Consider the following 25357-nt stretch of genomic DNA (forward strand, 5'->3'; position numbering starts at 1 on the left):
TCTCCAAATTTAATTGTGTTCAACATTTTATATTTGATATTATAGAACTAAAGGAGCAAAAAATCAAGCATGAGAATAATAAAAAACGGCTCATTCTCAGGATGAGCCGTTTATACAAGAACCTAAAACTTAAGTTTAAAACTTAAGCTTTTCTTGAGTAGTATTCAACGACGTTCTGTATATTTCCTACGGGCTGAATATCTGTAGGAACGGGCAAAATATTTACCGTAGCAGAAAGTTTTTCATCATCAATCGTGAGCCAAGAGCCTCTCGCATTTTGAGAAGTGCTCATATTATGACGGATAAGGTTTTGAATACCTTTTTTATTTTTTGTTGTGATAACATCGTTTACGCTTACGCACATCGAGGGAATGTTTACGGGCTTTCCGTTAATAAAAAAATAAGCATGCGTGACCATTTGTCTGGCCTGTGCACGGCTGATAGCAAAGCCCATTCGATAAATCGTATTATCCAAACGCTGTTCCATCAAGGAAATCATATTATCACCGGTAACACCGGGCATTCGGCTTGCTTTTTTATATAAATTCGTAAACTGACGTTCCGAAATTCCATAAGCAAATCTGAATTTTTGTTTTTCCTTTAATTGTTCTCCATAAACAGAAGTCTTGCCCCGTTTTCTTGCGCCGCGTTCTTTTCCGGGACTGTTCGGCTTACGATCCAAAAGTTTGTCATATTTTGGGTTACCGTAAATATTAACGCCGAGCCGTCTAACTGTTTTTCCTTTAGGCTGTCTAGTCGCCATTCGTCACCTCTTATAAGAATAAAATAGATTTTTAAGCCTATCAAAATCAGACTGTTTTGTCAAGTAATTAAAAATTATGGAAATAAAACAGTAAAATAGGCGGCAAATCTATGCGCCCGACACGATTCGAACGTGCGACCTGCGGATTCGAAGTCCGATGCTCTATCCAGCTGAGCTACAGGCGCAAAATAAACGGAGCCTTGTAAGCCCCGCATTAGGGTGGGTAGTGGGATTTGAACCCACGACAACCAGAACCACAATCTGGCGCTCTACCCCTGAACTATACCCACCAATTGAGAGCTCATTATGCTAAAAAACTGAAAAAATGTCAAGGTCTTTTTTTACAAAATTAGACAAAGTTCAATTTTGAGCCTTGAAGACTTAAAAAAAATAGTGTATAATTCTACTTAATAAATCAAAAGGAGATTTTTATGTCAAATTTAAAAGCAATTGATCTTTTTGAAGCCTACGCTCAAAACAAACTTCCAATGGATCAAGGATACATCGTTTCATCTTTTTTTAAGGAAGATTCGGCCTACAGTGTTTATGAGGTAATTTCATATTCAACAGTAAAAGACATTTATATGACCGGCGACGGCTTAACATTCCAAACAAACGGAAAAAAACTTTTCCTCTTGGTAGAGCCCGCAAACTTCCCTCACAAGGCAACGGAACCGGTATTTAGAGATAAGAACTTTCAAGTACCATTGAGATTTAAGGAATCCAATATTTATACTGCAAAGAATCAGTCTACCATTATCTACAGTAAAAAACCTCAGGACGCTATTTCGGCTTTTACGGTAGTAAAACCTGTAGGAATTAACTTTGCATTCCTTTTTTATCCTCTTCCCGACACATTTAAATCGATCGAACTTTTCTTTGAAAAAACATTAAATCAGGAAGCGGTTATCCCTGTAAGCGATGCAAAAAAAGTAGCAAAGGACTTTGCTGCCCTTTGCGAAAAAGTGCTGACTTGGCCTAAAGAATAATCAACATTTCAAGAGGTACCTATGATTAAGGACATCTTAGGTACCTTTTTATTCTATTGTGTATTCGATAAAGCCTTCAGCTTTTCGGCTTATAATTTCGCCTATTCCGGCCCTGACGGTTCTTATATTTTTGTAATTTATATCGGGCATATTTTGCCCCATCAGGGCGTTATGACACAAAGCAATATCAAGCCCTGAATCCGTAAAATCGTTTTCAAAATTTTCAAAATATTTTACAACATCACCGGCAAAAACAACTTCAATTTCGGCAGTGTCGCCCATTTCTTCACAATATCTTTTATAATTAGTTATCTTGTGCTTTAACTTGTCTATTAACTTAAACTTTTCAATCCTAAACAAAACCTTACAATGCATAATTCCTTCCTTGTTTATAAATCTTCAGCCGGTGGTATAGACGGCTCAGGCGGGGCTCTCCGCTTTGCATTCTGCTTTTCGATCTCGGCATCCAGGTCTTTAATATCGGATCTAATCAAAAATGGAGAGCCCATGGCAAAGACATTTCCGTCATCCATTATATAAAGAGGTAAATTTTCTAAAACAGAAAATTGTGCCTTAGGATAGGTATCGGGAGAAGCATGAGTTCCGGGGCCTGCTCCGCTAGGCATAAAACTTAAAGATAGGCCTTGGGTATTTTCAGCACTTGCATTCGAAAAAGTTGTGTATTTTCCCTTTTCATAATTGCGTAAAATACTGCCTGTATTAGTAACGCATGAATAAACAAGGCTGCCTCTTTTTAAAAGACGGGGAAATTCACAGCTAATTCCGTCATTCATCTGCACAATCACCTTTTTATCATTATACTCAAGGTCATCCAGCCAGTACCGGAATCTGATATAATCGTCTCCGCTAAAAAAGTAAGCATCTATTGAAGCGGGAGCTTCATTAGGATAAAGAAGGATACCGTCAGGACTGCCCTGCTCTATCCAAAAACCGTCCAAGAGGTTCCTTGTGCCGGCGAGGAAATTTGCAGAATTTTCATCTTTTGATTCTAAAAGATTATCCGAGCTTTCTTTTTTTATCTCATAAGGAATTTTTTTATAAAATGAAGTAAAAAAATAGTTTTTTTCTATACATACGGGAAAAACAACGGCTTTTTTAACATAAGGGTAGCTTATTCTTAAATAAAATTGAGTTTTAGAATCTTCGACAGCTTCTATAGAGGAAGAAAAATTCCCCATTTTTTCGTACACAAAGCGGTAATAAGGCTTTAAAACAACTCTCATATTAAGAGAATCTTTTTCAATGTCTCGTGAAAATTCTATAAACCGCCCCCCGTTCTCCCAGATTCCCTCAATATCAAGAGCATTTTCGGGGAAGGCAGTTCCGGTATTTTCTTGGCCAAAAAGACTAAGGGCCGGCCCAAAAAGGGTAAAGGCCGGCCCAAAAAGGGTAAAGGCCGGCCAAAAAAGATTGAGGGCTGGCCCAAAAATATTGAAAGCTGGCCCAAAAAGGTTAAGGGCTATAAAAAGACTCAATATAAGGCCGAATTGCCGAAAAAAGCGTTTTTTCATAGGCTCCTCCCTGATTAAAAAAACTTAATAAGGTTCACCGTCAGCCTTAGGGGCTGCCGAATTTTTACTGAAAAGAACAAGGGCTATCAAGGTTACCATATAAGGGAAAATTTTAAGCCAAACCGGAGGAATAATACTCAAGGAAGGGATAACCTGAGAGACATTTGCAACAGTACGGGCAAAACCGAAAAAGAAAGTTGCGCCCAAGATGCCTAAGGGCTTCCACTGACCGAAGATTAAAGCTGCAAGGGCTAAAAAGCCCAGACCGTCAACACTCCCGTTAAATTCACCCGAATAGGTTACAAGAATAACGGCCCCGCCCAAACCGGCCAAAGCCCCGCTCGCACATACGGCAAAATAGCGCATCTTATGAACATTTACACCGGCACTGGCCACGGCCGAAGGATGCTCTCCGCAGGCTCTGAGTCTAAGGCCGAATGAGGTCTTATAAAGTAAAAACCAAGAAAAAACCAAAATAGCCAAAATAAGCCATGTACTCCAATAACTTTGGGAAAAGAATAGAGGACCTAAAACAGGAATATTTGCCAAGCCCGGGATATCTTTTCTTATTATGCCGTTTACACGGACATTTCCCGAACCTAGAATGGCTCTTGCAGTATAGACCGTCAAGGCTGCAGCCAGCATATTTATAGCAGTACCGCTTATAATCTGATCAGCCTTTAATGTAATTGAGGCAAATGCATGTAAAAGAGAAGATAAGATTCCCATGATTACGGCAGCTAAAAGGCCTATGGGTATAAGAAGCCCTGAGGGTATCAAGCCTTCTAAAAGATGTATGGTAATAGCTGCAGCAAAGCTGCCTACAAGCATGAGGCCTTCAAGCCCTAAATTTACTACACCGCTCCTTTCACTATAAAGACCGCCTAAAGAAGTAACTAAAAGCGGAATTGTATATGCTATAACATAGGGAAATATAGAAGTTAAAGTATACCACATAGTTAATTCGCCTCCTTGACGGTTTTTTCCTTATTTTTTTGGATTTTAGACCAAAATTTCTTTAGCAATAAACTTGTAGCCGTAAAATATATAATAACGGCAATGATAGTATCGGCTATTTCGGGCGGTACATTTGTGTTGGCACTCATAAAGCCCTTTCCTACATGGAGAACGCCGAAAAATATGGAACTTAAAGCAACACCGACGGAATTTCCGGCACCTAAAAGAGCTACAGCTATTCCGTCAAAACCTTGCGAGGGTAAAACACCTATCTGCATGTTAAGGGAATAACCGGCATAATAGGTTAAACCGGCAAGACCTGAAAGAGCTCCGGCAATCATCATCGAAAAGATAATATTTCTGTTTACTTTGATGCCTGCATATTCCGCCCCACTTTTATTATATCCTGCAGCTTTTAATTCAAAACCCAGAGTCGTTTTATCCAATATTATTTTTACAAGAATAATCCCTAAAACACCTAAAAATATGCCGTAATTTATATACTCGCTTCCGAAGAGATTACTCAGCCACTCGGCCCTCAATGTGTGCTCTACTGCAATGGAGCGGCTTTCGGTTTCGATAAATTCGGTCTTTAGATAACCTTGAACCGAATAATAAACTATCCAATAGGCTATCCAGTTCATCATTATGGTAGAAACAACCTCATGTACATTGAATACGGCTTTTAAAAGCCCCGGCAAAGCAGCCCAAAGAGCTCCTCCAATCATGGCGGCTATTATTAAAACAAGCAATAAAACGGGACGAGGAAGTGAACTGTTTAAGGCTATAAAGGTAGCACAAAGGCCTCCAATGAGCATCTGCCCTGAAGCCCCTATATTAAAAAGACCTGTTTTAAAAGCAAAGCTGACCGAAAGCCCTACAAACAAGAGAATCGTGGCCGTTGCAAGGGTGTTTCCTATACGTTCTATATTCATTAGACCGCCCCGGAAAAGGTAGGAAAAAGCCGAAAAAGGATTTGTTCCTAAAACAGCTATAAAAACGGCTCCTGCAATAAGGCCGAGTAAAACAGCGGAAAAACTTATAATAAAATTGTTTTCGGCTATATTAAAGTCTTTAAATCGTATTTTAAGCTTACTCATTCTTTCCTCCCATACCTGCCATCATAAGCCCTACTTCTTCGGCGGTGGTTTGTTCGGGGCGTACGATTCCGCTTAAAGAGCCCCTGTGCATGACGGCTATTCTGTCTGAAAGATTAAATATTTCATCAAGTTCAAAGGAAATTAAAAGAACCGCTCTCCCGTTATCTCTGTGCTTTACAAGTTCCTTGTGGATAGATTCTATGGCACCGACGTCAAGTCCTCTCGTAGGGTTTACCGCTATTAAAAGATGGGGATCAAGGGTAATTTCTCTTCCTAAAATCGCCTTCTGCTGGTTACCTCCGCTTAAATCTCCTGCCTTGGATTCTATACCGTAACCTGAGCGGACATCAAAGGCTTCGCTGATTTTTTGGGCAAAGTTTTTGATTTTTTCCTTGTTTAAAAACCCGTGCTTTTGGAAGTTTTTTGTGTAATAGGATTTTATAACCATATTTTCCGCTATGGAGTATTGTAAAACAAGGCCGTGTTTTTGTCTGTCTTCGGGAACATGTCCTAAGCCCTTTTCAGCTCTCTCCCTTACGGAAAGGTTTGTAATATCTTTTCCTGCCAAAATTATACTGCCTGACTCGGACGGCATTAGCCCTGAAAGCGCATAAACAAGTTCGCTTTGACCGTTTCCGTCTACACCGGCTATGCCTACAATTTCCCCTGCCCTGACCTCAAGGGAAAAGTCTCTTACGGCAGGCAATTTTTTTTCTTTTAATACGTTTAAGCCCTTAATTTCAAGAATAGGTTCCCCCGGATTTGAAGGCCCTTTTGGAACCTTAAAATCTACAGGCCTACCCACCATTTTGGAGGCAAGTTCATTTTTGGTAGTAGAAGCTACATCAACCACATCTATGAGTTTTCCCCGTCTTATGACCGTACACTTGTCGGCTACATCCAAAATTTCCTGCAATTTATGGGTAATAAGAATTATAGCCTTACCTTCTGCGGCAAGGTTACGCATAATCTGCATAAGTTCGCTTATTTCTTGAGGGGTTAAAACTGCCGTGGGCTCATCAAAGATGAGAATGTCGGCATTCCTATAAAGCATTTTTAATATTTCAACCCTTTGCTGCATACCTACGGTGATATTACTTATAATAGCATCAGGTTCAATAAAAAGACCGTATTTATCGCTTAATTCTTTTATGCGCTTTTCGGCTTCTTTTTTGTTTAGGATAAAACCGCCTTCTTTACCCAAAATGATATTTTCAGTTACGGTAAAATTATGGATGAGCTTAAAATGCTGATGCACCATTCCTATCCCCAGATCGTTTGCATCGTTAGGGCTGTTTATTTTTACCTTGTTTCCCTTTACATAGATTTCTCCTTTATCGGCATGATAAAGGCCGAAAAGGATACTCATCAGAGTAGATTTTCCCGCTCCGTTTTCTCCCAAAATTGCGTGTATCTCTCCCTTTTTAACGCATAGGCTTATATCATCGTTTGCAACAATTCCGGGAAATTCCTTGCGGATATTTCTCATTTCAATCACATAATCACTCTGGGGCAATTTGAACTCCTCAAAAAATAAGAAACTGCCCATCTTTTTAATTTTAAAGATGGGCTTTAGTTTTTGGGCATCTTCTAAAAAACTGAAGTTTTTAGAGGTTCCCTCTTATTTAAATAAATCACCTTGAACTGCACTTACTACAATCTCTCCGTTCTTTATTTTTTGATAAATCTCATTTACTTTTTGCTGTACATCATCAGAAAGGTTTGGATTTTTCAACGGAATTCCTACACCGTTTTCTTTTACAGAGAACAATAATGAGCGTCCGCCCGTGAAAGTTCCGTTCAATTCTTCCTTAATCATGTCGTATGAAGCTTTATCAAGATATTTCATAGCAGATGTAAGAATTACAGAAGAGCCGTCTCCTATTATTCCTTCTGCATATTGATCAACATCTACACCTACAACCCAAACTTTTTTTCCTGCCTGAGTTCTGGTTTTAGCTTCGTTTATAACACCTACGCCTACACCGCCTGCTGCAGCATGGATTACTGTAACACCCTTATCATACATAGAAGCGGCAAGCTGCTGGCCTGCAGCAATATCTGAAAAGCTGCCCTGATAGATGAAGTTTTCAGGGTAGATTTCAATTTTAGTACCTAGGTTTTCGTTGGCATATTTAATACCTTGCTGCCATCCCCAGTTAAATTTTTGTACTGCAGGAATTTCCATACCGCCGATAAAACCGAAATTTCCGGTCTTTTGCTGTAAAGCAGCGGCAACACCTGCCAAGAAACCGGCTTCATTTTCTAAAAAGCTGATACCTATTGTATTAGGTCCGTTTTGGGCATCATATGCATCGGCAGGATGAGCATTTCCGTCGATTATGATGAACTTGGCATCCTTGTACTTGGACTGGGCCTTAAATACAGCCGTCTCAAATTTAAATCCGGGACAAATAATAAATTTATATCCTGAATCGTAGAGGTTTGAGATTTCTTTGATGTAGTCGGCTTCGGTTGTTCCGACAGGTTTTAAATATTTAACCTTTACACCAAGATCTTTTTCGGCTTTTTTAATACCTTCCCAAGTTCCTTGGTTAAAGGATTTATCGTCTATAGTTCCGGCATCCGTAACCATACCGACCATCAAAGCCTTTTTGCCTTCTTCCTTGGTGCAAGAAATCAGCACACCGGCAATTAGAAGACAACCGATAAAAATCTTAAAAATATTTTTCATAGAAACTCCTTTTTGTATGCTAAACTGTCTGAAAATTAAGAATAAGCTTCTTAACTGACAGACTGTTAACCGACAAAGTACTTTGATTATACACTGTTTTTAAATTTATGTCAAATTTTAAAACAGCCTTTCAATAGTTTATCTACAGTCCGAAATATAACCTGTTAATAAAAGAAGAGTGTTCTCAAGCCCTTGCTTGTGGATTCTCTCATAGCCGTGGGAGGCTGCAACTCCGGTGCCGATTAAAGCATGGCGGTAATCATAGCCTGCACTCAGGGCAGCTGAGGCATCCGAGCCGTAAAAGGGATAAACATCGACTGCAAAGTTTAATTCCATCTCCTTGGCTATTTTTATAAGCTCGCTTGTAAACTCATAGTTGTAGGGCCCGGAAGAATCCTTTGCACAAATTGAAACTGCATATTCATCGGTATCAAGATCGCTTCCTACAACGCCCATATCGACTGCAAGCATATCGCTTATACCTTCGGGGTGTCCTGCAGAAGCTCCGTGGCCTATTTCTTCATAATTGGTAAACATAATGTAGGTCTTACGTTTTAATTTTAATTCTCCCTTTGCAACCTGCTCTGCAAGGTAGATGAACATCCCGCAGCTCGCCTTGTCGTCCAAGTGGCGGCTTTTTAAAAAACCGTTCCCTGCCTTTCGGGCAAGGGATTCTATGGCGACGACATCGCCTGCCATGATGCCGAGCTTTTCGACATCTTCACGGGACTTTACAATCTCATCGAGCACGAGCTCCATGTTTGAATCATCTCTTTTTAGCTCGTTTATTTCGCGCGAAGCGTGAACGGCAGGTTCCGTAAGCCGCATGGTTCCTTCATATTTTTTCCCCTCTCTTGTAATGACAGTTACATTGGACTGTTCCACATAATTGTATGGGAAGCCCCCGTCAAGGCTGGTGCGCAGACGGCCTGAAGATTTAATATGGCGAACAAAAAGGCCTAGGGTATCAATGTGGGCTGAAAGCAAAAGAGCCTTATCTCCTTTTTTGCCGCTATTAGGTTCGGCATTTTTATCAAGTTCGCAGACAACGGCTCCCTTGTTTGTAAGCCAAGGCTTGAAGCCGAGCCCCGACAGCCTTTTCATAACATAATCGGCGGCCTCGCAGGTGTAGCCTGTGGGACTTGGTATATTGCAGATAGTGATAATCTCGTCCATAACCTTTTCGGCTGCATTCGAAATCGAGGTTTTAAGTTCGTTAATCTTATTTTTTTCCATTGATAAAGCTCCTTTAAAGCATGTTTTAATTAAGACTTATAGAATATTATAGATGGGCCAATATGTCAAGAAGAGGAAGTTCAAAAATTATCAGGTAAATACCGGGTATTCACCTGGTGAATATTAGATTTTTATTCCATCATGTTAAAAAATCAAGCTCATTGAAACTTTTACAAAATAATGATAAGATAAACTCTCATAGAGGTAGATATGAATATAGCAATCATTTACGGCGGAAAGTCAAGCGAGCATGAGGTTTCCCTACAGTCGGCATCATCGATTATAAGGACAATAGATAAAAAACACAAACTTCACCTAATCGGTATTTCTAAAAACGGAGCATGGTATTTACATGGAGATGAAGAAAGAGAGCGAATTATAAAAAACGAAAAGGCCGTTTTAAAAATAAAAAAAGATGAGGCAAAGAGAGTAACAGTCATTCCCGGAGGCGGCACAAAAAAAGGTTTAAAAGCAGGAGACGACTTTTTACCGACTGATGCGGTCTTTGCCGTTCTACACGGAAGATTCGGAGAAGACGGCACAATTCAAGGTCTCTTTGAAATGGCCGACCTCCCCTATGTAGGGGGCGATGTAATGTCCACAAGCATATCCATGGATAAGGAAAAAACCAAGATGATTTGGGATTATTCGGGCCTTCCCATTGTACCCTATATAGCAATCAAAAGGCAGGACTGGGATGACCCTGAAAAGAAAAAAGCAATCTTAGCAAAGGCCGAAAAGGACTTGGAATATCCCCTTTTTGTAAAACCGTGCAGAGCAGGAAGCTCGGTCGGTGCCGGAATGGTAAAAAACAGAACCGAACTTTTAGAGCAGGCAGAAGAATCTTTTTTATGGGATAATAAAATTTTAATTGAAGCATGTATTGAAGCCAGAGAGATAGAATGCTCGGTTACGGGAAACACCAAAACAGTAGCCTACATTCCGGGAGAAATAATTCCGACCCATAAATTTTATGACTATGAAGCAAAATACACCGATCCGAACGGCGCCGAATTAAAGATTCCGGCCGATTTAAATGAGACCCAAAGAAAGACAATTAGAGAAACTGCAATTAAGGCCTATGAGGCATTAGATCTATCAGGTCTTTCCCGCGTTGATTTTTTTATCGACAAAAAAACCGGTAAGATATACTTAAATGAAGTAAACACCATTCCGGGTTTTACCTCAATTTCAATGTTTCCTAAAATGTGCGGAGCTTCAGGACTTCCATACGGTGAACTGATCATGCACCTAATAGAGCTTGCAATAGATAGATTTAAGGCAGACAGAAAACTCAAAACCTGCCGCCAATCTTAACTAAAACGATGATAAAAAAGAAAAAAGAAATATTTTTTTTAAACATAATTTTTATTTTTCTATTCATTCTATTTATTTTTATGCCGGTAATTTTACCTAAAACTTATTTTACGGCTATTGTCTTTAATATAAGTTTTTATATAATCTTTCACATAATAAGTTTTGCCTTATATTCTTTTTATTATAAAGAGGATGAGGCAAATATAAAAAAACTTATAATCGGTGTAAAAGAAAATCTTATTTCAGCTTTAATTATATCTGCAATAAAATTATCGATAATATCAGTACTGATTTTTTTATTAAGATATTTTTTAAAGCTAAAAACTATTATGGGATATTTTTTTTCAGTACTCATTCTTTTTATTTTTTTTATTTTTGAGCTTTCTCTTTTTTGGTATCCGGCCATAATCACTTTTCAAAAGAAAAATAAAGGAATAATCTGCAACTTAAAAAAATCCTTTTATCTTTTTTTTGAAAATTCTTTTTTTACATATAAGATAGTATTCTTCAGTACCCTAAAATTACTTATTTCATTCCCTGCCCTATTTATATTTCCGGGAATTACGGGAATTATATTTTACATAGCAGAAAATTATAAACTGATAAATTATAAACCAACAATGGAGGAAAATAAATGAAAAGAAGTTCAGGTATTATTTTACATCCTACCTCGTTACCTAATGATGAAGGCATAGGGACAATCGGTAAAGAAGCTTTTGCCTTTATAGATTGGTTAAAAAAAACAAGAACGGGAGTTTGGCAGATGCTTCCGATTGGCCCCACAGGTTATGGCGACTCACCCTATGCTTCTTTTTCGGCCTTTGCAGGAAACCCCTATCTTATAAGTCTTCAAGATCTTTGTGAAAAAGGCTTTTTAGAAAAAAAAGATTTTGACGAATACAAAAAAATCGTACAAGAAAACACTGATCCTAAAAGAGCGGATTTCGGTTTAATCCATTACCATAAAACAAAAATGTTAAAAAAAGCGGCAGCATTTTTATTGCACAAAACGGAAAGAGACTCATCTTTAAAAGAAAAACTTGAAAATTTCTATCAAGAAGAAAGTTTTTGGCTGTACGGATATGCAGCCTTTATGACAATTAAAGAAGACTATGAAGAAAAAGCAAATAAAGAAAATTTAGTGCAAGGAATCTGGAATGAAGTTTGGCCCAAGGAACTTGCCTTAAATAAAGAAAACGAAGTAAAAGCATTTTTAAGCAAACACTCCGAAGAATATAAGGCCCAAAAGATTATACAGTTTTTCTTTTTTTCGCAATGGAAAAAATTAAAAGATTATGCTGAAAAAAACGGCATACAACTTATAGGAGATATTCCGATATTTACAGCAATGGATTCAGCCGATATTTGGCAAAACCAAAGTTTATTTTTACTGGACAAAGAAGCTAAACCTAAAGCCGTCGCCGGTGTGCCTCCCGACTTTTTTAGCCCTACGGGACAGCTTTGGGGTAACCCTCTTTATGACTGGGCTAAGATGAAAAAAGACGGCTACCTATGGTGGAAGGCCCGCATAAGACATACCCTAAAACTATTCGACATAATACGCCTCGACCATTTTAGAGGCTTTGAAGCCTTTTGGTCTATCCCCCGAGGTGCAAAAACTGCTCAAGAAGGAAAATGGGTGAAAGGCCCTGACCATAATTTTTTTGAAGAAATACAAAAGGATCTGATTTCATTGGATGAAAAATACAGGATAGAGCTTCCAATACTAACTGAAGATCTGGGAATTATAACGCCTGAGGTTGCCAGACTCAGAGATGATTTTAATTTTCCGACGATGAAGATATTGCAATTTGCCTTTGACTTAAACGAATTTAAATCGGAAAATATGATTAACCCTTATCTGCCTCATAACCACAAAAAAAACTGTGCCGTATATACCGGCTCCCACGACAACGACACAATCATGGGCTGTCTTGAAAATTCTTCCGATGAGATGCTAAAATTTATTTACACCTATCTTTACGGAAAAAAAGAGGATGAAAGGATTTGCTCCATTTTAAACACTTATGAATTTAAAAAAGAATTAGCCTCCGAAATAATCCGAAAAGCTTTTTCTTCCGTAGCGGATTTTGCAGCCGTACAGATGCAGGATCTTTTGTTTTTAAATTCGGAAGCAAGAATGAATGAACCTTCAACAGTCGGAAGAAACTGGCAATGGAGGGTAACCGGCTCTTATGAAAACTGCGAGATGACCGAAAAATTGAAGCTTTGGAATATCTTGTACAATAGGGTATAAAAAATTACCCCCTGTACAATAGTTTAAATTTTTTGTATATTAGTCATTGTGAACGAAAAAATTTTAGGAGCTTACATGAACTTTATAAATGAAAAAAATGAAGAGAAAAAAAATAAAACAAATGATGACGATGCTTTGATGCAAAAATTTCTTAATACACGCCAAATTATTTTGGCAGGAGAAATCAACAAGGAGCTTTCCGAAAAAATAGTACGCCAGCTTTTACTCATGGAATCATTGTCGGCAACAAAGCCTATTTATATTTATATAGATTCCCCCGGAGGAGATGCCGATGCAGGCTTTGCAATCTTCGATATGATAAGATTTATAAAGGCTCCCGTTTACACAATAGGTATGGGACTCGTTGCCAGCGCAGCCTCTATCATTCTTCTTGCGGCAAGTAAGGAACGCCGCTTCGGTATGCCTAACAGCCACTACCTTATCCACCAGCCGCTTTCCGGCATAAAAGGTGTCGCAACCGAAATTGAAATCCATGCCAAAGAACTTGAAAAAATGAGAATAAAAATAAATAAACTCATTGCAGAAGAAACGGGCACGGACGAAAAAAAAGTTGCAAAGGATACGGATAGGGATTGTTGGCTCAATGCCGAAGAATCTTTAGAATACGGACTTATCTCAAAAATAGCGAAAAGCCGAAAAGACATCCCTGAAAAATAAGAACTAAAACTTTAAAAAAAAGAAAATCGAATAAAGCCCAAACATAAAAATCTCGGATGCATACATCAGCTGTATGCATCTTTTTATATCCTCATCTTCAATTTCAAAAACTTCATCCCCTATAAAAGGTTTTTCGACAAGAACTCCGCCGTAATAGTTCGGGCCGCCCAGTTTCAGACCTAAAAGACCTGAGGCAGCACTTTCAGGATGAGCTGAATTGGGACTGGAATGTTTTCTGCAATCCCTACGCCAAATCTTAAAACCTCTTTTTATTATAGCCAGTTTTGACATTATTTTATTTGTTTTTTGCGAACCTTTTTGTGCCCGTCTTCCAAGTTTACAAAAAAAAGAACCTGCAAGAATGAGCAAGGCAGAAAGGCGGGCAGGAACATAGTTTACAATATCGTCGACCTTTGCCGGAAAAAATCCCAAGTCGGCATATTTTTCATTTTTATAGCCGAGCATAGAATCCATAGTGTTTACAGCCTTATAAGCTATCCCTCCAGCAGGACCTAAAAGCATCATAAAAAACAATGGAGCTATAACCCCGTCACTTGTATTCTCGGCTATGGTTTCAACACAGGCACGGCTCACTCCTTTTTCATCCAAAGACTCGGTATCCCTGCCTACAATATTTGCAATCTGCTTTCTTCCCTCTTCAAGGCTTACCTGCAAAGCCTTAAAAACTTTTATAGATTCTTTTTGAAGACAGCGGGCTGCAAGGCAGGTATAGCTGATCCATACTGAAAAAATAAAGTATAAAACCTTGTAAGGATATAATAATTTTAAAAAGAAAAAGACAAGACAAAAGCTGAAAATAATATTGAAAACAACAATTAAAAAACCGGCAAACTTTAAACCTCGCGGAGAACTAAAACAAAACCTAGCAAGGACTTCTTCTTTTTTTATAAGACTTCCTATAAATTTTACGGGATGAGGAAAAGAATAAGGGTCGCCTAAAATAAAATCAAGAATGATTGCAGACAATAAAATAAAAAAATTAATGTGTGAAAAAACAAAATCGGAAAGGCTTAAAAAATTAAAATTCATTTTGACGATAGATTTTAATCTAATAATAGAACTAATCTAAAACAAAACCGTCCGGCCTTTTATAAAGCCAAGACGGTTTTTCACTAAACAAAAAGCTTATTTTTCTTCAAGGTATGAAGCTTGAATCCAACCTTTCTTTTGTTTGTTTTGTACATAGTACCATTCGGTTTGAGAACCATCACCATCAACAATTACAACTTTTTTTGAAGCATGAAGAACGGTATCGGCTTTTACGGATGCCAAAACTCTCAGGTTCCCTTCTGAAGACGGAATACTCAAAAGTTCTACATCTTCTTTTGCCGTAAATTTCTTTTCTACTTTTTCGGATTCAAGTTTCTTTAAAAAAGCAGCCTCCGCATCCAATACTTGAGCAAGATTTTGTAAAATTGCTATATCATCACTATAGTGCGAATTCATTTCAATAGCGTTTTGAAACAGTTCTGCCCTGCTTGTTTCACTTTGAGTTTCCATTGCAATTTGAGCAAGAACCATTGCTGCCACATTTTCTTTTTGAAATTCGACAGTATCTCTTTTAGCATACTTTTCTTTTACGATCCACGAAGTTACCAGTTCAGGGCAATAAGCTGCAATCTTTACAAATTTCTGATTAGAGCTGTTTAAACTATCTTTATAAACGGCAACAATAAAATACTGAGGTATGATTTCATCCGTAACCGCCGTTAAAGAATCCGATTTGTATAAAACCGTATCTGCAGAAGAAATAAATCCTGCAACCGTATTAGGCTCATAACAATAGTCTTGAATCCAATATTCCTTATCTTTTAAAGAAATATGGAAGAATCCCCGCTTTTGTCCGTCAGTTCTTTGCGCTTCCTTTTTTTCGCCAAGGTAAATAGCAACATCTCCCAACGAAGCTTCTGCAGCCCATTTCATTTTACCGTCATCCGTTTCGGTATAGAGTCCTGCACGGTGCACATAGATAACTCCGTCTGCATTTACCTCAGCCATCGATTCTTTAGGAGAATCTTTTTCCATTGAATCCATGGATTCAGGTTTTGCAGGCTCGGATTTTGCAGTTACGTCTTCCTTTGTACAAGAAGCAAAGGCAAATAACAAGACACACAACAGTAAAACAGGCTTTCTAACAAAATTTACTTTCATAAGCAACTCCTTATTTTTTATGTTATTTTATATTTAATAATTCAAGTTCAAAAACCAAGTAAGCGTTTGGAGGAATAACACCTCCGGCACCGGCTTCACCGTAAGCAAGGTGAGGAGGAATAATGATAATTCGTTTTTCACCCAAAGTCATTTTTGCCGCTTGAGAATCAAAGCCCTGAATAACTCGGCCTACCCCCACAGGAAAATCTAAAGGTTTATGCATATCGGAATCATCAAAGACCTTTCCGTTTTCCAAAAGGGAGCCCTTATATTTCATCGTTAAGGTCTGACCCTGTTTAGGAAGGTCTCCCTTACCTTGTTTTATAACAAAGGAATATACACCGTCATCATCAAGTTTTGCAGGAGAATATTTCGTTTTAATCAAACCTTCCATTTTTTTTGCAACAGCCTCTGCTCTGCGCTTTTCACTTTCTTTTGAATCTGAAAGGTATTTATAAAAGGCCTCTTGATCGGTTTTAAAAGCCTTTGCTTCATTTCCTGTTCTTATAATTTTAACGGTTTTAATTTTATCGCCCTGCTGAATTGCATCTACAACATTTTGGCCTTCAACAACCCGCCCGAAAACCGTGTGCTTACCGTCAAGCCAAGGAGTTTCAACATGGGTAATAAAAAATTGAGAACCGTTAGTACCGGGACCTGCATTAGCCATTGACAAAACACCGGGACCGTCATGCTTTAAATTCTCTACAATCTCATCGGGAAATTTATAGCCGGGGCCGCCCGAACCTGTACCTGTAGGATCGCCGCCTTGAATCATAAAATCAGCTATTACCCTATGAAAGGTGAGTCCGTCATAAAAAGGTTTTTCCTTTGCGGCATCAAGAATTCCTTCAGCTAATCCTACAAAATTACATACCGTTAAAGGGGTATCCTTGTAAAAAAGCTTTAAGACAATCAAACCTTTATCGGTATCGATAGCAGCATAGAGCCCATCTTCTTTTAAAGCTTCTATATTTTTTAAATTGCTCATTTTTTTATCTCCTTTTTCCAAGCCGGAATTTGTTATTATAATAGCAGCAGTTCCTGCAACTAAAATCATAAACGCAATAGCAATAATCATGATCCATAATTTTTTCATTTTCATCATTCTGTCTTCTCACTATTTTTTTTAGCACTATATTCGATACCTTGTTCGGCACATTTATATTCATCCAAAAACCAATTATATACGGCAGTCAACCGTGAAGAAAAAGCTCTTTTTACCCTGCCGCCTATAAAAGGAAATGTAGGAAATTTAGCAGTACTTGAACAATGGATTAAAATATAATCATCCAAATCATACACGGATATAGATAAGATCATTGCTTCAGGCTGAAGGGCAATAAGACTCATATCGGGATGTGTAATCTTCTGTTTATTCACGCATATCATACCAATATTATTACCGCTTTTAAAATAACTGTATTTATAAATAAAATCTCCGAATGTAGCATCTACTTGACGGGCAAGGATTTGCAAGCCGTCAACTTCTTCATTCAAAGGGTCATCTATCCGTTCATAAACAAAACCGTCCGAAGTTTTTACCTCTTTTACTGCATGAGATGTCAAATAAAGAGGCCTCATTTCTTGATAGCTGTTTGAAAAATATTCAATACCCTCAAGGCCGGAAATATGACGCATTATTTTAGAAATATCAGGATTATTCGGCCCCTCTTTTTTATACAAAGAGATGAATTCTCCTAAAAACGCAGGTTTTTTTTTCTCCAATAATGGAGACATTTTTTCCGAAAGGGCCGAAACAGGCATCATTTCGGGTTTCATGTTCGAAGCCCCATATTTTAGCTTAATTATTTCCTTCTTTTGAACAAGCTCGGCTGCTATCTTGGGATCAAGAATCTCCGCAAGCCTCTGCTCAATACTACGGCTTGAAGGATTATCGTTTGCAAAAATTGAAAACAGGCAGACCGCAAAAAATATTAACAACATTTTAATCTTTTTCATAAAATCTCCAATAAAATTGATTTACCTCGAAGAGGCTTCCTCAATGAGGAGGATTCTTCGAGGCCTGAGCCCGCCTGTTACATTTATATACCTTTGTAGAACACACGAACCTGTTTATATAAACCACTGCCTTCGCTTTTGGTTTCAATATCATTTACGGCATTTAAGGTTGTATGAATAATTCTGCGCTCATAAGGATTAAGAGGTTCCAAAAGCTGTGACTTCTTTGTCATACGTACCTTATCGGCGACATCATAGGCCATTCGGACAAGAAGTTCTTCTCTTCTCATTCTATAACTTTCACAATCCACAGATACCCGTGTATAAGCATGGCCTATGGTGCCGGCATATACATTTGCCAGAAGCTGAATAGCATCTAAATTTTTACCTTTTTTGCCTATCAGCATTGCAGCATCCTTAGAGTTAATTCTATAAGAAAAATGTTTTTTATCGCAAGCAATTAATGACACAGAGCAATCATAGCCTATTTTTTCAATCATAGTCTGAATAAAAATTCTTGTTTTTTCTGAGCCTTCTGAAATTTCCTCAGAAGTTCTTACATCCGGCTCTTCTTCAAACTTTTCGACTTCCGAATCTTCCTCTACATTGTTATGCGCATTATTCTTTAACGATTCATCAACATGCACTCTTATCCTCGCATACCCTTTTTTAAACAAGGAATTTTTTTGAATTTCCAAAATTTCAACATCAAACTGATCTTTTTCAAGACCGAGTTCAGCTACTGCAATATCAATAGCATCCCGTTCTGTTTTTCCTTCAAATTCATATATCATATCTATTCTCCCATAATAAAATTATTCTTTATTCTTCATCGACTTATTGATTATAATCTGCTGTAAAAGCATCAATATATTGGAAAATGTCCAGAACAATAAAAGTCCCGAAGGTGCATTATAAAAAAGGAAGAAAAAGAAAACCGGCATAAAATACAGCATTATCTTCATAGAAGGATTTTGCTGAGACTGACCCGGAGTCTGCGTCAGCTTACTATGCAAAAGCTGAGAAACGGTATAAATGATAGGAAGCAATCTTAAATCCGTCCAATTTAAAAATGGAATAGTGAAACCGAATTTCAAAACACTATCACCCACTGACAGATCAGGAATCCAGCCGGGAATAAAACTTGCTCCTCGGAATTCGAAATAATTATTAAATAATCCGAACATAGCAAACAAAAACGGAAGCTGAATAAGCAAAGGCAAACAACCCGATGCAGGATTATAACCGGCTTCTTTATAAAATTTAACCATTTCTGCATTAAGTTTTTGAGGATTATTTTTATACTTTTGCTGAAGCTCATTAATCTGAGGCTGAAGTTCCTGCATCCTCTTTGTGGCCTTAGAACTTTTTTGGGTAAGCGGGAAAAAGATTACACGCATTAAAAGAGTAAGTAAAAGAAGGGCTACACCCCAGTTAGGAACAATTTTATATAAAAGCTCCATAATAAATTTTAAAATTTTTTCCAATGGGGCTAAAAAGCCGCTTGAAGCAGCAAGGCTGTCTATTCGTAGATTTTCATAACCGTAATTATTGGCTGCCGCAGAATTATAAGAGTTTAATATCTTTTCGGAACTAGGCCCTATGTAAACTCTATATTGGTCATAAGCTGCATTTCCTACAATCGGCTGTCTTGAAATAAAAAATTGAGAATTGTGAAGTTTTGCTCCTTCTTCCTTCAACCCGGAAAAAAACATTTTTTGAATAGGGTCTTTGGGTACAACGATAAAAGAAAAGTACTTACCTGAAACGCTTACCCAAGAAGCTAAATCGTTTACAGTCTTCGTTTTTCCGTCTGTAATACTTCGATCTTCTTTTTTCTTTTCATTTGCAAAATATGAAAGGGCTCTGTATTCGTATTTATCGTTTGCTTTATCCCATTCAGGACCGATCTGAGGAGCACTGCGTAAAGTATAAGCACTATCACCGAAAGAAATACCCTTCATTCCTTCTTTTCCGTCAATTGCGATTTCAAGGGTAAACATATAATCACCCGGAATAAAGATATAGCGTTTTGCAAGAGTAAAAACGGTTTCCGAACCGTCCATATTTTTTAGCTTTATATCCCGATAAAAGCCTATCTGCTTTCTTCCGTCGGAAAGATTTTCTTCTTTTACATTAAAAAGTAAATCAACAGCTTGAGCATCGGGGCCTCCGAAGGCTAAAGAAAGAGCTCTGTTCTTTTCGGTAACATTTTCTATCATTTCAACACGCTCATCACTTCCTGCTGAGGCATGTTCCTTTAGTTTATAAGAAATAATATCTCCGCCCTTATTTGTAAAAACGGCACGGATAATATCGGTTTCAATAACATAGGTTTGTTCTCTCGAAGGAAAATCCGAATCTGCAACCGCTTCAATCATCAAATTTGAAATTTGATTCGAAGACGTTTGAGCGGTATTTTCAGATGAATTTGAATTTTGTCCCTGAGCAGCAGATTTTTGTGGGAAATTGTACTCGGTAGGGAAGTATTTTTGCTGAATATACAGCCAACCTCCGAAAACAATCATTGACAGCACAACGGCCAAAACAGTATTTTTTTTCAATTATAACTCCAATAAAAACTTTTTGCAGCAAATATCAATTTGCGAAAAAAGTTTTTTCAAGTAGTTTTGTTTTTGCAAAACTACATACAATAATGCGATGTTTTGTGCTTTGCACAAAACTCGAAGATAAACAGTGAGGCAGTATTTCTGCCGAGCTGTTGATCATAACTCTTATAAGTTAATCATTTTAGGGAACAGGATCGTATCCTCCTTTACAAAAAGGGTTACACCTCAAAATCCTAAGCAAAGCCATACTGCTTCCCTTAAACGGGCCGTATTTTTTTATGCTTTCGATAGCATATTGCGAACAAGTAGGTTCATACCTGCAGCTAGGCGGAAAATGAGGAGAAACAGCCTTTTGATAAAAGATTATACAAGCACATAAAAAACTTTCTAAAAGTTTTCTCATAAAGCCTCATCATTATACATTTTCGCTTTTAAAAAGAGGGTGGTAAGTTGTTCCAAACGAAAGGAATAGGAATCCTTTTCTGAAAAAACCAACAGGATAATGTCGTTTCCCGGTTTTAACCTATGTTTTATATGCCTATAGGCCTCTTTTGATATTCGCCGAGACCTGTTCCGCATCACAGCGGAACCGAAACCTCGCCGAAAAGTACATAAGAATCGATTGTACTCCAATCCATTAGGCAGGGTGAACAAACTAACTCCATTTAAGCTAAGTTTAAGGCCTTTTTTAAATACGGCCCTAATACATGATCGATCTTTTAACCGTTCTTCTCCGGAAAATGTAAAATTACTCACTCAAGAGAAGATTAGAACGGTTTTTTTTCGTCGGAAGCTGAAAGCTTGCGTCTGCCCTTTGCTCTGCGGCGGCTTAAAATAGCCCTTCCGCCCTTTGTCTTCATAAGTGCACGGAATCCGAAGCGTCGAACCCGCTTTGTTTTACTTGGTTGATATGTCCGTTTCATAAACTAGACTCCTTATATTATAGAACGAGAACCCCCGCTCAAAGATTTCACTATAAATCACGTTACGGATTGTGGATTATATCAATTAAGGGGATAAAAGTCAAGAGTTTTTAAACATATTGTTTTAAAACATTGTCTCAATAATTTTTTAAGGCTTAAGTTTATACACCCTTATTCTATTATCCAAAAAATCGGATAGGACTATTGTTTTACCGTCGGGTGAAACATCCAAGCCCGTAGGCTGATTACCGGCTTCAATGCTTTCAATACGGGTAAAGGTTTTTGTATCGATTATATCAAGACGGCCGAATACATAACCAGCATATAAATACCCTTTATCGGGATTATTCGGCCCGCGGCATGAAACATAGAGAAGGGTTTTATCGGGTGAAAGCTGAATAGTATTCGGATTAAAAAACACCTTGATACTTGCAATAAGTTTATCTTCATCCATAGAGTAAACTTCAACAATATTATTTTTCATATCGGAAACGTAGATGAGCTTACGGTCATAATCTGTAACGATGTGCCGCTTTGCCCCCTTTACCCCGCCTTCGTAAACGGTTTTATAATCGGCTAAAGATTTTTTTATAAGTTTACATTGGGAATTACCGGCAGAATCTTCAAATTGTGCACAATAGATAAATTTTCCGTCTTGAGAAAAGGCCATACCTCTCGGAACAGCCTTAGTTTTTATTTTACTTTCTTCTTTATAAGAAGAAGGATCTATAACGCTTATATCATGGGAAGTCCAATTACTCAAATAGACCTTATCAAGGCCGGCATTATAAGCCATGACCTTACTCCATGTACCTGTAGATTTTATAGTTCTTTTATACTCAAAAGATGTAAGATCAAAGATATGAATTGAGGCTGTGGGCATTTGGCTGACCCATAACTCGTTTTTATGCTTTAGCACTAAAGACTCTACAAAGCCGAACTTTTCGGCATATTCCTTTGGAGGAGAAATTCTTTTTGTGTCTCCGCTTTCTATATCTATTAGATCGAATCCCGACCCGTCAAGGAGAGCTGCTGCAACGGTTTTATCGTTTACAAAGGTTACGCTCTTAGGTTTTCTTCCTGTAGAAAAGACCTTAACTACATCATATTTTGAATCTATGGGAGAAAGAACAACAAAGACTTTTTTATTTTCTATCGATGTTAAATCTAAAATATGAGTGCGGAAGCCTTCTTTTTTTATCACAATGGAAGCAGTCCTATCTTTTAGATTAAAACTCAAATGCCCCAATGTTTTATCTGAAGATATGAGTTTAGGTTCAACTTTAAGTCCATCAGCAAAAAATTCCGCATTTTTATACGGTTGAAGATTAAGATCAAAAACAAATTCCGCAAAGAGCGATAGAGCCGAAAGAAAAAATAAAAATACAAGCAATCTTTTTTTCAGAAAACATAAAGAATTAACAGATAATTTCATAAATTTATTTTGCTTGTTTTACAAATACTTGTCAATAGGACGCTTGACATCTTTTTTATTTTTTGATATATTATAATTATAATTTTGATGTATCAAAATAGGAGAATTATTATGAATATAAAAAAAATATTTGATTTAAAAATAGTAAGTCTTTTTTTATTATTGGGCTTAGTATTTTTTTCCTGCTCAAAACAAGAACAAAAAACGGATATATCTGAAACGGAAGGCAAAATAAAAGTTACGACAACAATCGGTATGATATCCGATATTGCAAAGATTATAGGGGGCAATGAGGTAGATGTGCACGCTCTTATGGGAGCGGGAGTAGACCCCCACCTTTACAGAGCGAGTGCAGGAGATATGGAAAAACTTCAAAATGCCGACATTATTTTTTACAATGGTCTTCATCTTGAAGCAAAAATGGGGGATGTTTTGAAAAAAATATCTTCTACCCGCAAAACAATAGCGGTGGCGGAAAACATACCAAAAGAATATCTGTTGCCATTTGAGGAAAACGAATTTGATCCTCATGTTTGGTTTGACGTAAAACTATGGAAATATGCAGCTGAATCGGTATATAAAACTCTAGCGGAATTTGCTCCGCAAAAAAAAGAAATCTTTAAAGAAAACTATGAGGCCTATCTTGCAAAACTTAATGAGCTCGATGAGTTTATCAAAAAGAGAGCGTCGGAAATTCCTCAAGAAAAAAGAGTTTTAGTTACGGCTCATGATGCCTTTAACTATTTTAGCAGAGCCTACGGTTTTGAAGTAAGAGGTTTGCAGGGAATAAGTACCGTAAGCGAGGCCGGGGCAAAAGATGTACACGACCTTGCAAATTTTATCACTGAAAGAAAACTTCCGGCTATTTTTGTAGAAAGTTCGGTTCCTGAAAAAAATGTAAAAGCCTTGCAGGAAGCCGTAAAAGCCAGAGGCTACAATGTTTCTATCGGAGGAGAGCTTTTTTCGGATGCTATGGGCGATGAAGGCAGTTTTGAAGGCACCTATATAGGAATGCTCACTCATAATATAAACACAATAATAGATGCTTTAAAAAAGTAAGTGCTTATTCCAAGAAGGATGATTTTATGAACACATGTTGTACAGAACATTCAAAAGAAAACTTAATTCCGGCTTTTTGTGTTGAAGACCTCACCCTAGCCTATCGAGAAAAGCCTGTACTCTGGGATATAGATGTATGCGTACCTCAAGGCGCCATGGAAGCTGTAGTCGGCCCAAACGGAGCCGGAAAATCGACACTTCTTAAAGCCATGATGGGCATCCTTCCTATAGCATCGGGAGAAATAAAAATTTTAGGAAAGTCCTATAAATCTCAAAGAAAAAGAATAGCTTACGTACCTCAGAGAAATTCGGTCGATTGGGACTTTCCTACTACAGTCTTAGATGTTGTTTTAATGGGATCGTACGGGAACTTAGGATGGATAAAAAGACCCGGCCAAAAAGAAAAAACGGAAGCTCTATCGGCATTGGAAAAGGTAGGCATGCTTGAATTTGCAAAACGGCAAATAAGCGAACTTTCAGGAGATCAACAGCAAAGAGTCTTTTTGGCAAGAGCTCTTGTCCAAAATGCTGATCTTTATTTTATGGATGAACCCTTTCAAGGAGTTGATGCAGCAACCGAACAGGCTATCGTAAGACTTTTAAAAGAATTAAAAGCCGATGGAAAAACACTTTTAGTGGTTCATCATGATCTTCAAACCGTAAAAGATTACTTTGACAGAGTGCTCTTATTAAATGTAAGATTAATAGCTGAGGGAAGAGTTGAAGAAGTTTTTACCGAAGAAAATTTAAGAAAAACCTATGGAGGAAGAATAGCTTACAATTCTTAAAAAAAATGAATTATATAATAAATTTTTTTGCAGATTATACTTTAAGAAATGTGTTTTTGGGAACAATGCTTTTAGGAATAGGATCAGGGATTGTGGGAAGTTTTGCTGTTTTACGCAAACAAAGTTTACTCGGAGATGCGGTTGCACATGCTGCCCTTCCAGGAGTAGTAATAGCTTTTTTAATCACAGGTTCTAAAATGACTCTTCCCCTTTTAATAGGAGGAGGTCTTACCGGCCTTCTCGGAACGATTTTTATAAACAGCATCGTAAATAACTCAAAAGTTGACACAGATGCGGCTCAAGGCATTGTATTGGGTGTATTTTTAGGTTTAGGCTTCTTACTTTTAACCTATGTTCAAAAATTACCCGGGGCAGGAAAAAGCGGCCTTGACAAATTTATATTCGGTCAAGCAGCAACTATCACACAGCAAGATGTAATAATAATTTTTATAGTTGAAGTCTTTATTCTTATAAACATTATACTCTTCTGGAAAGAACTTAAAATATCTACTTTTGATTCTGAGTTTTCTCAATCAATAGGTTTTTCACCTAAAATAATAGAATTAGTTTTAACTGTTTTAATTGTAATTACAATAGTTATAGGAATACAATCGGTAGGTGTAATTCTTATGAGTGCTCTTTTACTTGCACCGGCAGCAGCTGCAAGACAGTGGACAGATAAATTAAGCGTTATGTGCATATTATCGGCTCTTTTTGGAGCTGCATCAGGAATGGGCGGAGCCGTAATTTCTTCGCAAGTTGTAAAAATGCCTACAGGTCCTATAATAGTTTGTTTTTTAACGGGCTTTACAATTATTTCAATCCTATTTAGCCCTCACAGAGGAATTATTCAGGCAAAAATAAAAAAACTTTATATTAAAAATAAAATGCTTAAAAAAATAAAAGAGGTAAAAAATTAAACTT

Annotated in this window: 26 protein-coding genes and 2 tRNA genes; 8 read left to right on the forward strand and 20 right to left on the reverse strand. The window is 37.6% G+C overall.

Annotation, left to right across the window (positions count from 1 at the left end; genetic code table 11):
• Window positions 1-142: 142 nt before the first annotated feature.
• The 3 genes from rpsD to E4N74_RS06610 form a co-directional block, all read right to left on the reverse strand.
• Window positions 143-763: a 30S ribosomal protein S4 gene (rpsD, locus tag E4N74_RS06600; RefSeq protein WP_044979583.1), complete on the reverse strand. Its 621-nt coding sequence runs from the start codon at window positions 761-763 to the stop codon at window positions 143-145.
• A gap of 111 nt (window positions 764-874) precedes the next feature.
• Window positions 875-948: transfer RNA gene (locus E4N74_RS06605), tRNA-Arg, on the reverse strand.
• Between the two features lie 33 nt (window positions 949-981).
• Window positions 982-1053, reverse strand: a tRNA-His gene (locus E4N74_RS06610).
• Window positions 1054-1194: 141 nt separating this feature from the next.
• Here E4N74_RS06610 and E4N74_RS06615 point away from each other — a divergent pair.
• Window positions 1195-1752, forward strand: coding sequence for a hypothetical protein (locus E4N74_RS06615; protein ID WP_044979584.1), 558 nt, complete (start codon window positions 1195-1197; stop codon window positions 1750-1752).
• A 48-nt stretch (window positions 1753-1800) separates the two neighbouring features.
• Here E4N74_RS06615 and E4N74_RS06620 read toward each other — a convergent pair whose 3' ends face one another.
• The 7 genes from E4N74_RS06620 to E4N74_RS06650 form a co-directional block, all read right to left on the reverse strand.
• A complete protein-coding gene (locus tag E4N74_RS06620) occupies window positions 1801-2127 on the reverse strand; it encodes a DsrE family protein (RefSeq protein WP_255817084.1) in 327 nt (108 codons plus the stop codon).
• A gap of 14 nt (window positions 2128-2141) precedes the next feature.
• Window positions 2142-3284, reverse strand: coding sequence for a hypothetical protein (locus E4N74_RS06625; protein ID WP_255817085.1), 1143 nt, complete (start codon window positions 3282-3284; stop codon window positions 2142-2144).
• Between the two features lie 24 nt (window positions 3285-3308).
• Window positions 3309-4241 (reverse strand): ABC transporter permease, encoded by a 933-nt coding sequence (locus E4N74_RS06630; protein WP_044979586.1) that lies wholly within the window; start codon window positions 4239-4241, stop codon window positions 3309-3311.
• A 2-nt stretch (window positions 4242-4243) separates the two neighbouring features.
• A complete protein-coding gene (locus E4N74_RS06635) occupies window positions 4244-5341 on the reverse strand; it encodes an ABC transporter permease (RefSeq protein ID WP_255817086.1) in 1098 nt (365 codons plus the stop codon).
• Complete coding sequence (locus E4N74_RS06640) at window positions 5334-6857, reverse strand: ABC transporter ATP-binding protein (RefSeq protein WP_276535511.1); 1524 nt, start codon at window positions 6855-6857, stop codon at window positions 5334-5336. Before E4N74_RS06640 ends, E4N74_RS06635 begins: the two co-directional genes overlap by 8 nt.
• Window positions 6858-6962: 105 nt before the next feature.
• Entirely contained in the window at window positions 6963-8036 is a 1074-nt protein-coding gene (locus E4N74_RS06645; RefSeq protein ID WP_044979589.1) for a BMP family lipoprotein, read from the reverse strand.
• Between the two features lie 138 nt (window positions 8037-8174).
• Window positions 8175-9272 (reverse strand): M42 family metallopeptidase, encoded by a 1098-nt coding sequence (locus tag E4N74_RS06650; protein WP_084224553.1) that lies wholly within the window; start codon window positions 9270-9272, stop codon window positions 8175-8177.
• A gap of 210 nt (window positions 9273-9482) precedes the next feature.
• Here E4N74_RS06650 and E4N74_RS06655 point away from each other — a divergent pair, with 210 nt between their 5' ends.
• From E4N74_RS06655 to E4N74_RS06670, 4 genes are all read left to right on the forward strand, one after another.
• On the forward strand, window positions 9483-10589 hold the full coding sequence (locus E4N74_RS06655; protein WP_255817087.1) for a D-alanine--D-alanine ligase family protein: 1107 nt from the start codon (window positions 9483-9485) through the stop codon (window positions 10587-10589).
• 8 nt (window positions 10590-10597) lie between these two features.
• Complete coding sequence (locus E4N74_RS06660; RefSeq protein ID WP_338113350.1) at window positions 10598-11227, forward strand: hypothetical protein; 630 nt, start codon at window positions 10598-10600, stop codon at window positions 11225-11227.
• The gene (gene malQ / locus E4N74_RS06665) at window positions 11224-12846 is read left to right on the forward strand and encodes a 4-alpha-glucanotransferase (protein ID WP_044979592.1); all 1623 of its coding nucleotides are present in this window, start codon (window positions 11224-11226) and stop codon (window positions 12844-12846) included. Before E4N74_RS06660 ends, malQ begins: the two co-directional genes overlap by 4 nt.
• Before the next feature lie 75 nt (window positions 12847-12921).
• Window positions 12922-13524 (forward strand): ATP-dependent Clp protease proteolytic subunit, encoded by a 603-nt coding sequence (locus E4N74_RS06670; RefSeq protein WP_044979593.1) that lies wholly within the window; start codon window positions 12922-12924, stop codon window positions 13522-13524.
• Between the two features lie 3 nt (window positions 13525-13527).
• Here E4N74_RS06670 and cbiB read toward each other — a convergent pair whose 3' ends face one another.
• The 10 genes from cbiB to E4N74_RS06720 form a co-directional block, all read right to left on the reverse strand.
• Window positions 13528-14574, reverse strand: a complete 1047-nt coding sequence (gene cbiB / locus E4N74_RS06675) for an adenosylcobinamide-phosphate synthase CbiB (RefSeq protein WP_049992373.1) — start codon at window positions 14572-14574, stop codon at window positions 13528-13530.
• Between the two features lie 96 nt (window positions 14575-14670).
• Window positions 14671-15696: an SH3 domain-containing protein gene (locus E4N74_RS06680; RefSeq protein ID WP_044979594.1), complete on the reverse strand. Its 1026-nt coding sequence runs from the start codon at window positions 15694-15696 to the stop codon at window positions 14671-14673.
• A 22-nt stretch (window positions 15697-15718) separates the two neighbouring features.
• On the reverse strand, window positions 15719-16795 hold the full coding sequence (locus tag E4N74_RS06685; protein WP_255804734.1) for a peptidylprolyl isomerase: 1077 nt from the start codon (window positions 16793-16795) through the stop codon (window positions 15719-15721).
• A 5-nt stretch (window positions 16796-16800) separates the two neighbouring features.
• Complete coding sequence (locus tag E4N74_RS06690; protein ID WP_255804735.1) at window positions 16801-17658, reverse strand: DUF6675 family protein; 858 nt, start codon at window positions 17656-17658, stop codon at window positions 16801-16803.
• A gap of 83 nt (window positions 17659-17741) precedes the next feature.
• Window positions 17742-18452: an RNA-binding cell elongation regulator Jag/EloR gene (jag, locus tag E4N74_RS06695; RefSeq protein ID WP_044979596.1), complete on the reverse strand. Its 711-nt coding sequence runs from the start codon at window positions 18450-18452 to the stop codon at window positions 17742-17744.
• Window positions 18453-18473: 21 nt separating this feature from the next.
• The gene (yidC, locus tag E4N74_RS06700) at window positions 18474-20222 is read right to left on the reverse strand and encodes a membrane protein insertase YidC (RefSeq protein ID WP_255804736.1); all 1749 of its coding nucleotides are present in this window, start codon (window positions 20220-20222) and stop codon (window positions 18474-18476) included.
• Between the two features lie 187 nt (window positions 20223-20409).
• Window positions 20410-20631, reverse strand: coding sequence for a membrane protein insertion efficiency factor YidD (gene yidD / locus E4N74_RS06705; RefSeq protein WP_255817089.1), 222 nt, complete (start codon window positions 20629-20631; stop codon window positions 20410-20412).
• On the reverse strand, window positions 20628-20984 hold the full coding sequence (rnpA, locus tag E4N74_RS06710) for a ribonuclease P protein component (protein ID WP_255804738.1): 357 nt from the start codon (window positions 20982-20984) through the stop codon (window positions 20628-20630). The genes yidD and rnpA overlap by 4 nt, the downstream gene beginning before the upstream one ends.
• Before the next feature lie 11 nt (window positions 20985-20995).
• Window positions 20996-21151 (reverse strand): 50S ribosomal protein L34, encoded by a 156-nt coding sequence (gene rpmH / locus E4N74_RS06715; protein WP_044979600.1) that lies wholly within the window; start codon window positions 21149-21151, stop codon window positions 20996-20998.
• Window positions 21152-21299: 148 nt separating this feature from the next.
• Window positions 21300-22556, reverse strand: coding sequence for a beta-propeller fold lactonase family protein (locus E4N74_RS06720; RefSeq protein WP_049992385.1), 1257 nt, complete (start codon window positions 22554-22556; stop codon window positions 21300-21302).
• Window positions 22557-22697: 141 nt separating this feature from the next.
• On the opposite strand from E4N74_RS06720, the gene E4N74_RS06725 reads away from it, so the two are divergent.
• From E4N74_RS06725 to troC, 3 genes are read left to right on the forward strand one after another with little or no spacing between them, the layout of a single operon-like run.
• The gene (locus E4N74_RS06725; protein WP_044979602.1) at window positions 22698-23645 is read left to right on the forward strand and encodes a metal ABC transporter solute-binding protein, Zn/Mn family; all 948 of its coding nucleotides are present in this window, start codon (window positions 22698-22700) and stop codon (window positions 23643-23645) included.
• Window positions 23646-23671: 26 nt separating this feature from the next.
• Complete coding sequence (locus E4N74_RS06730; RefSeq protein ID WP_255817090.1) at window positions 23672-24433, forward strand: metal ABC transporter ATP-binding protein; 762 nt, start codon at window positions 23672-23674, stop codon at window positions 24431-24433.
• A gap of 5 nt (window positions 24434-24438) precedes the next feature.
• The gene (troC, locus tag E4N74_RS06735; RefSeq protein WP_044979604.1) at window positions 24439-25353 is read left to right on the forward strand and encodes a transition metal ABC transporter permease subunit TroC; all 915 of its coding nucleotides are present in this window, start codon (window positions 24439-24441) and stop codon (window positions 25351-25353) included.
• Window positions 25354-25357 lie beyond the last annotated feature (4 nt).

Source organism: Treponema putidum (assembly GCF_024401155.1).
GTDB lineage: Bacteria > Spirochaetota > Spirochaetia > Treponematales > Treponemataceae > Treponema_B > Treponema_B putidum.

What these genes read in the sequence shown, in the direction of transcription:
- rpmH (WP_044979600.1), bottom strand. Translation starts at nt 21,151, where the DNA reads ATGAAACGGACATATCAACCAAGTAAAACAAAGCGGGTTCGACGCTTC.
- E4N74_RS06645 (WP_044979589.1), bottom strand. Translation starts at nt 8,036, where the DNA reads ATGAAAAATATTTTTAAGATTTTTATCGGTTGTCTTCTAATTGCCGGT.
- troC (WP_044979604.1), top strand. Translation starts at nt 24,439, where the DNA reads ATGAATTATATAATAAATTTTTTTGCAGATTATACTTTAAGAAATGTG.
- malQ (WP_044979592.1), top strand. Translation starts at nt 11,224, where the DNA reads ATGAAAAGAAGTTCAGGTATTATTTTACATCCTACCTCGTTACCTAAT.
- E4N74_RS06625 (WP_255817085.1), bottom strand. Translation starts at nt 3,284, where the DNA reads ATGAAAAAACGCTTTTTTCGGCAATTCGGCCTTATATTGAGTCTTTTT.
- E4N74_RS06660 (WP_338113350.1), top strand. Translation starts at nt 10,598, where the DNA reads ATGATAAAAAAGAAAAAAGAAATATTTTTTTTAAACATAATTTTTATT.
- jag (WP_044979596.1), bottom strand. Translation starts at nt 18,452, where the DNA reads ATGATATATGAATTTGAAGGAAAAACAGAACGGGATGCTATTGATATT.
- E4N74_RS06730 (WP_255817090.1), top strand. Translation starts at nt 23,672, where the DNA reads ATGAACACATGTTGTACAGAACATTCAAAAGAAAACTTAATTCCGGCT.
- E4N74_RS06620 (WP_255817084.1), bottom strand. Translation starts at nt 2,127, where the DNA reads ATGCATTGTAAGGTTTTGTTTAGGATTGAAAAGTTTAAGTTAATAGAC.
- yidD (WP_255817089.1), bottom strand. Translation starts at nt 20,631, where the DNA reads ATGAGAAAACTTTTAGAAAGTTTTTTATGTGCTTGTATAATCTTTTAT.
- cbiB (WP_049992373.1), bottom strand. Translation starts at nt 14,574, where the DNA reads ATGAATTTTAATTTTTTAAGCCTTTCCGATTTTGTTTTTTCACACATT.
- E4N74_RS06670 (WP_044979593.1), top strand. Translation starts at nt 12,922, where the DNA reads ATGAACTTTATAAATGAAAAAAATGAAGAGAAAAAAAATAAAACAAAT.
- E4N74_RS06690 (WP_255804735.1), bottom strand. Translation starts at nt 17,658, where the DNA reads ATGAAAAAGATTAAAATGTTGTTAATATTTTTTGCGGTCTGCCTGTTT.
- E4N74_RS06680 (WP_044979594.1), bottom strand. Translation starts at nt 15,696, where the DNA reads ATGAAAGTAAATTTTGTTAGAAAGCCTGTTTTACTGTTGTGTGTCTTG.
- E4N74_RS06725 (WP_044979602.1), top strand. Translation starts at nt 22,698, where the DNA reads ATGAATATAAAAAAAATATTTGATTTAAAAATAGTAAGTCTTTTTTTA.
- E4N74_RS06685 (WP_255804734.1), bottom strand. Translation starts at nt 16,795, where the DNA reads ATGAAAAAATTATGGATCATGATTATTGCTATTGCGTTTATGATTTTA.
- rpsD (WP_044979583.1), bottom strand. Translation starts at nt 763, where the DNA reads ATGGCGACTAGACAGCCTAAAGGAAAAACAGTTAGACGGCTCGGCGTT.
- E4N74_RS06650 (WP_084224553.1), bottom strand. Translation starts at nt 9,272, where the DNA reads ATGGAAAAAAATAAGATTAACGAACTTAAAACCTCGATTTCGAATGCA.
- E4N74_RS06635 (WP_255817086.1), bottom strand. Translation starts at nt 5,341, where the DNA reads ATGAGTAAGCTTAAAATACGATTTAAAGACTTTAATATAGCCGAAAAC.
- E4N74_RS06615 (WP_044979584.1), top strand. Translation starts at nt 1,195, where the DNA reads ATGTCAAATTTAAAAGCAATTGATCTTTTTGAAGCCTACGCTCAAAAC.
- E4N74_RS06655 (WP_255817087.1), top strand. Translation starts at nt 9,483, where the DNA reads ATGAATATAGCAATCATTTACGGCGGAAAGTCAAGCGAGCATGAGGTT.
- E4N74_RS06630 (WP_044979586.1), bottom strand. Translation starts at nt 4,241, where the DNA reads ATGTGGTATACTTTAACTTCTATATTTCCCTATGTTATAGCATATACA.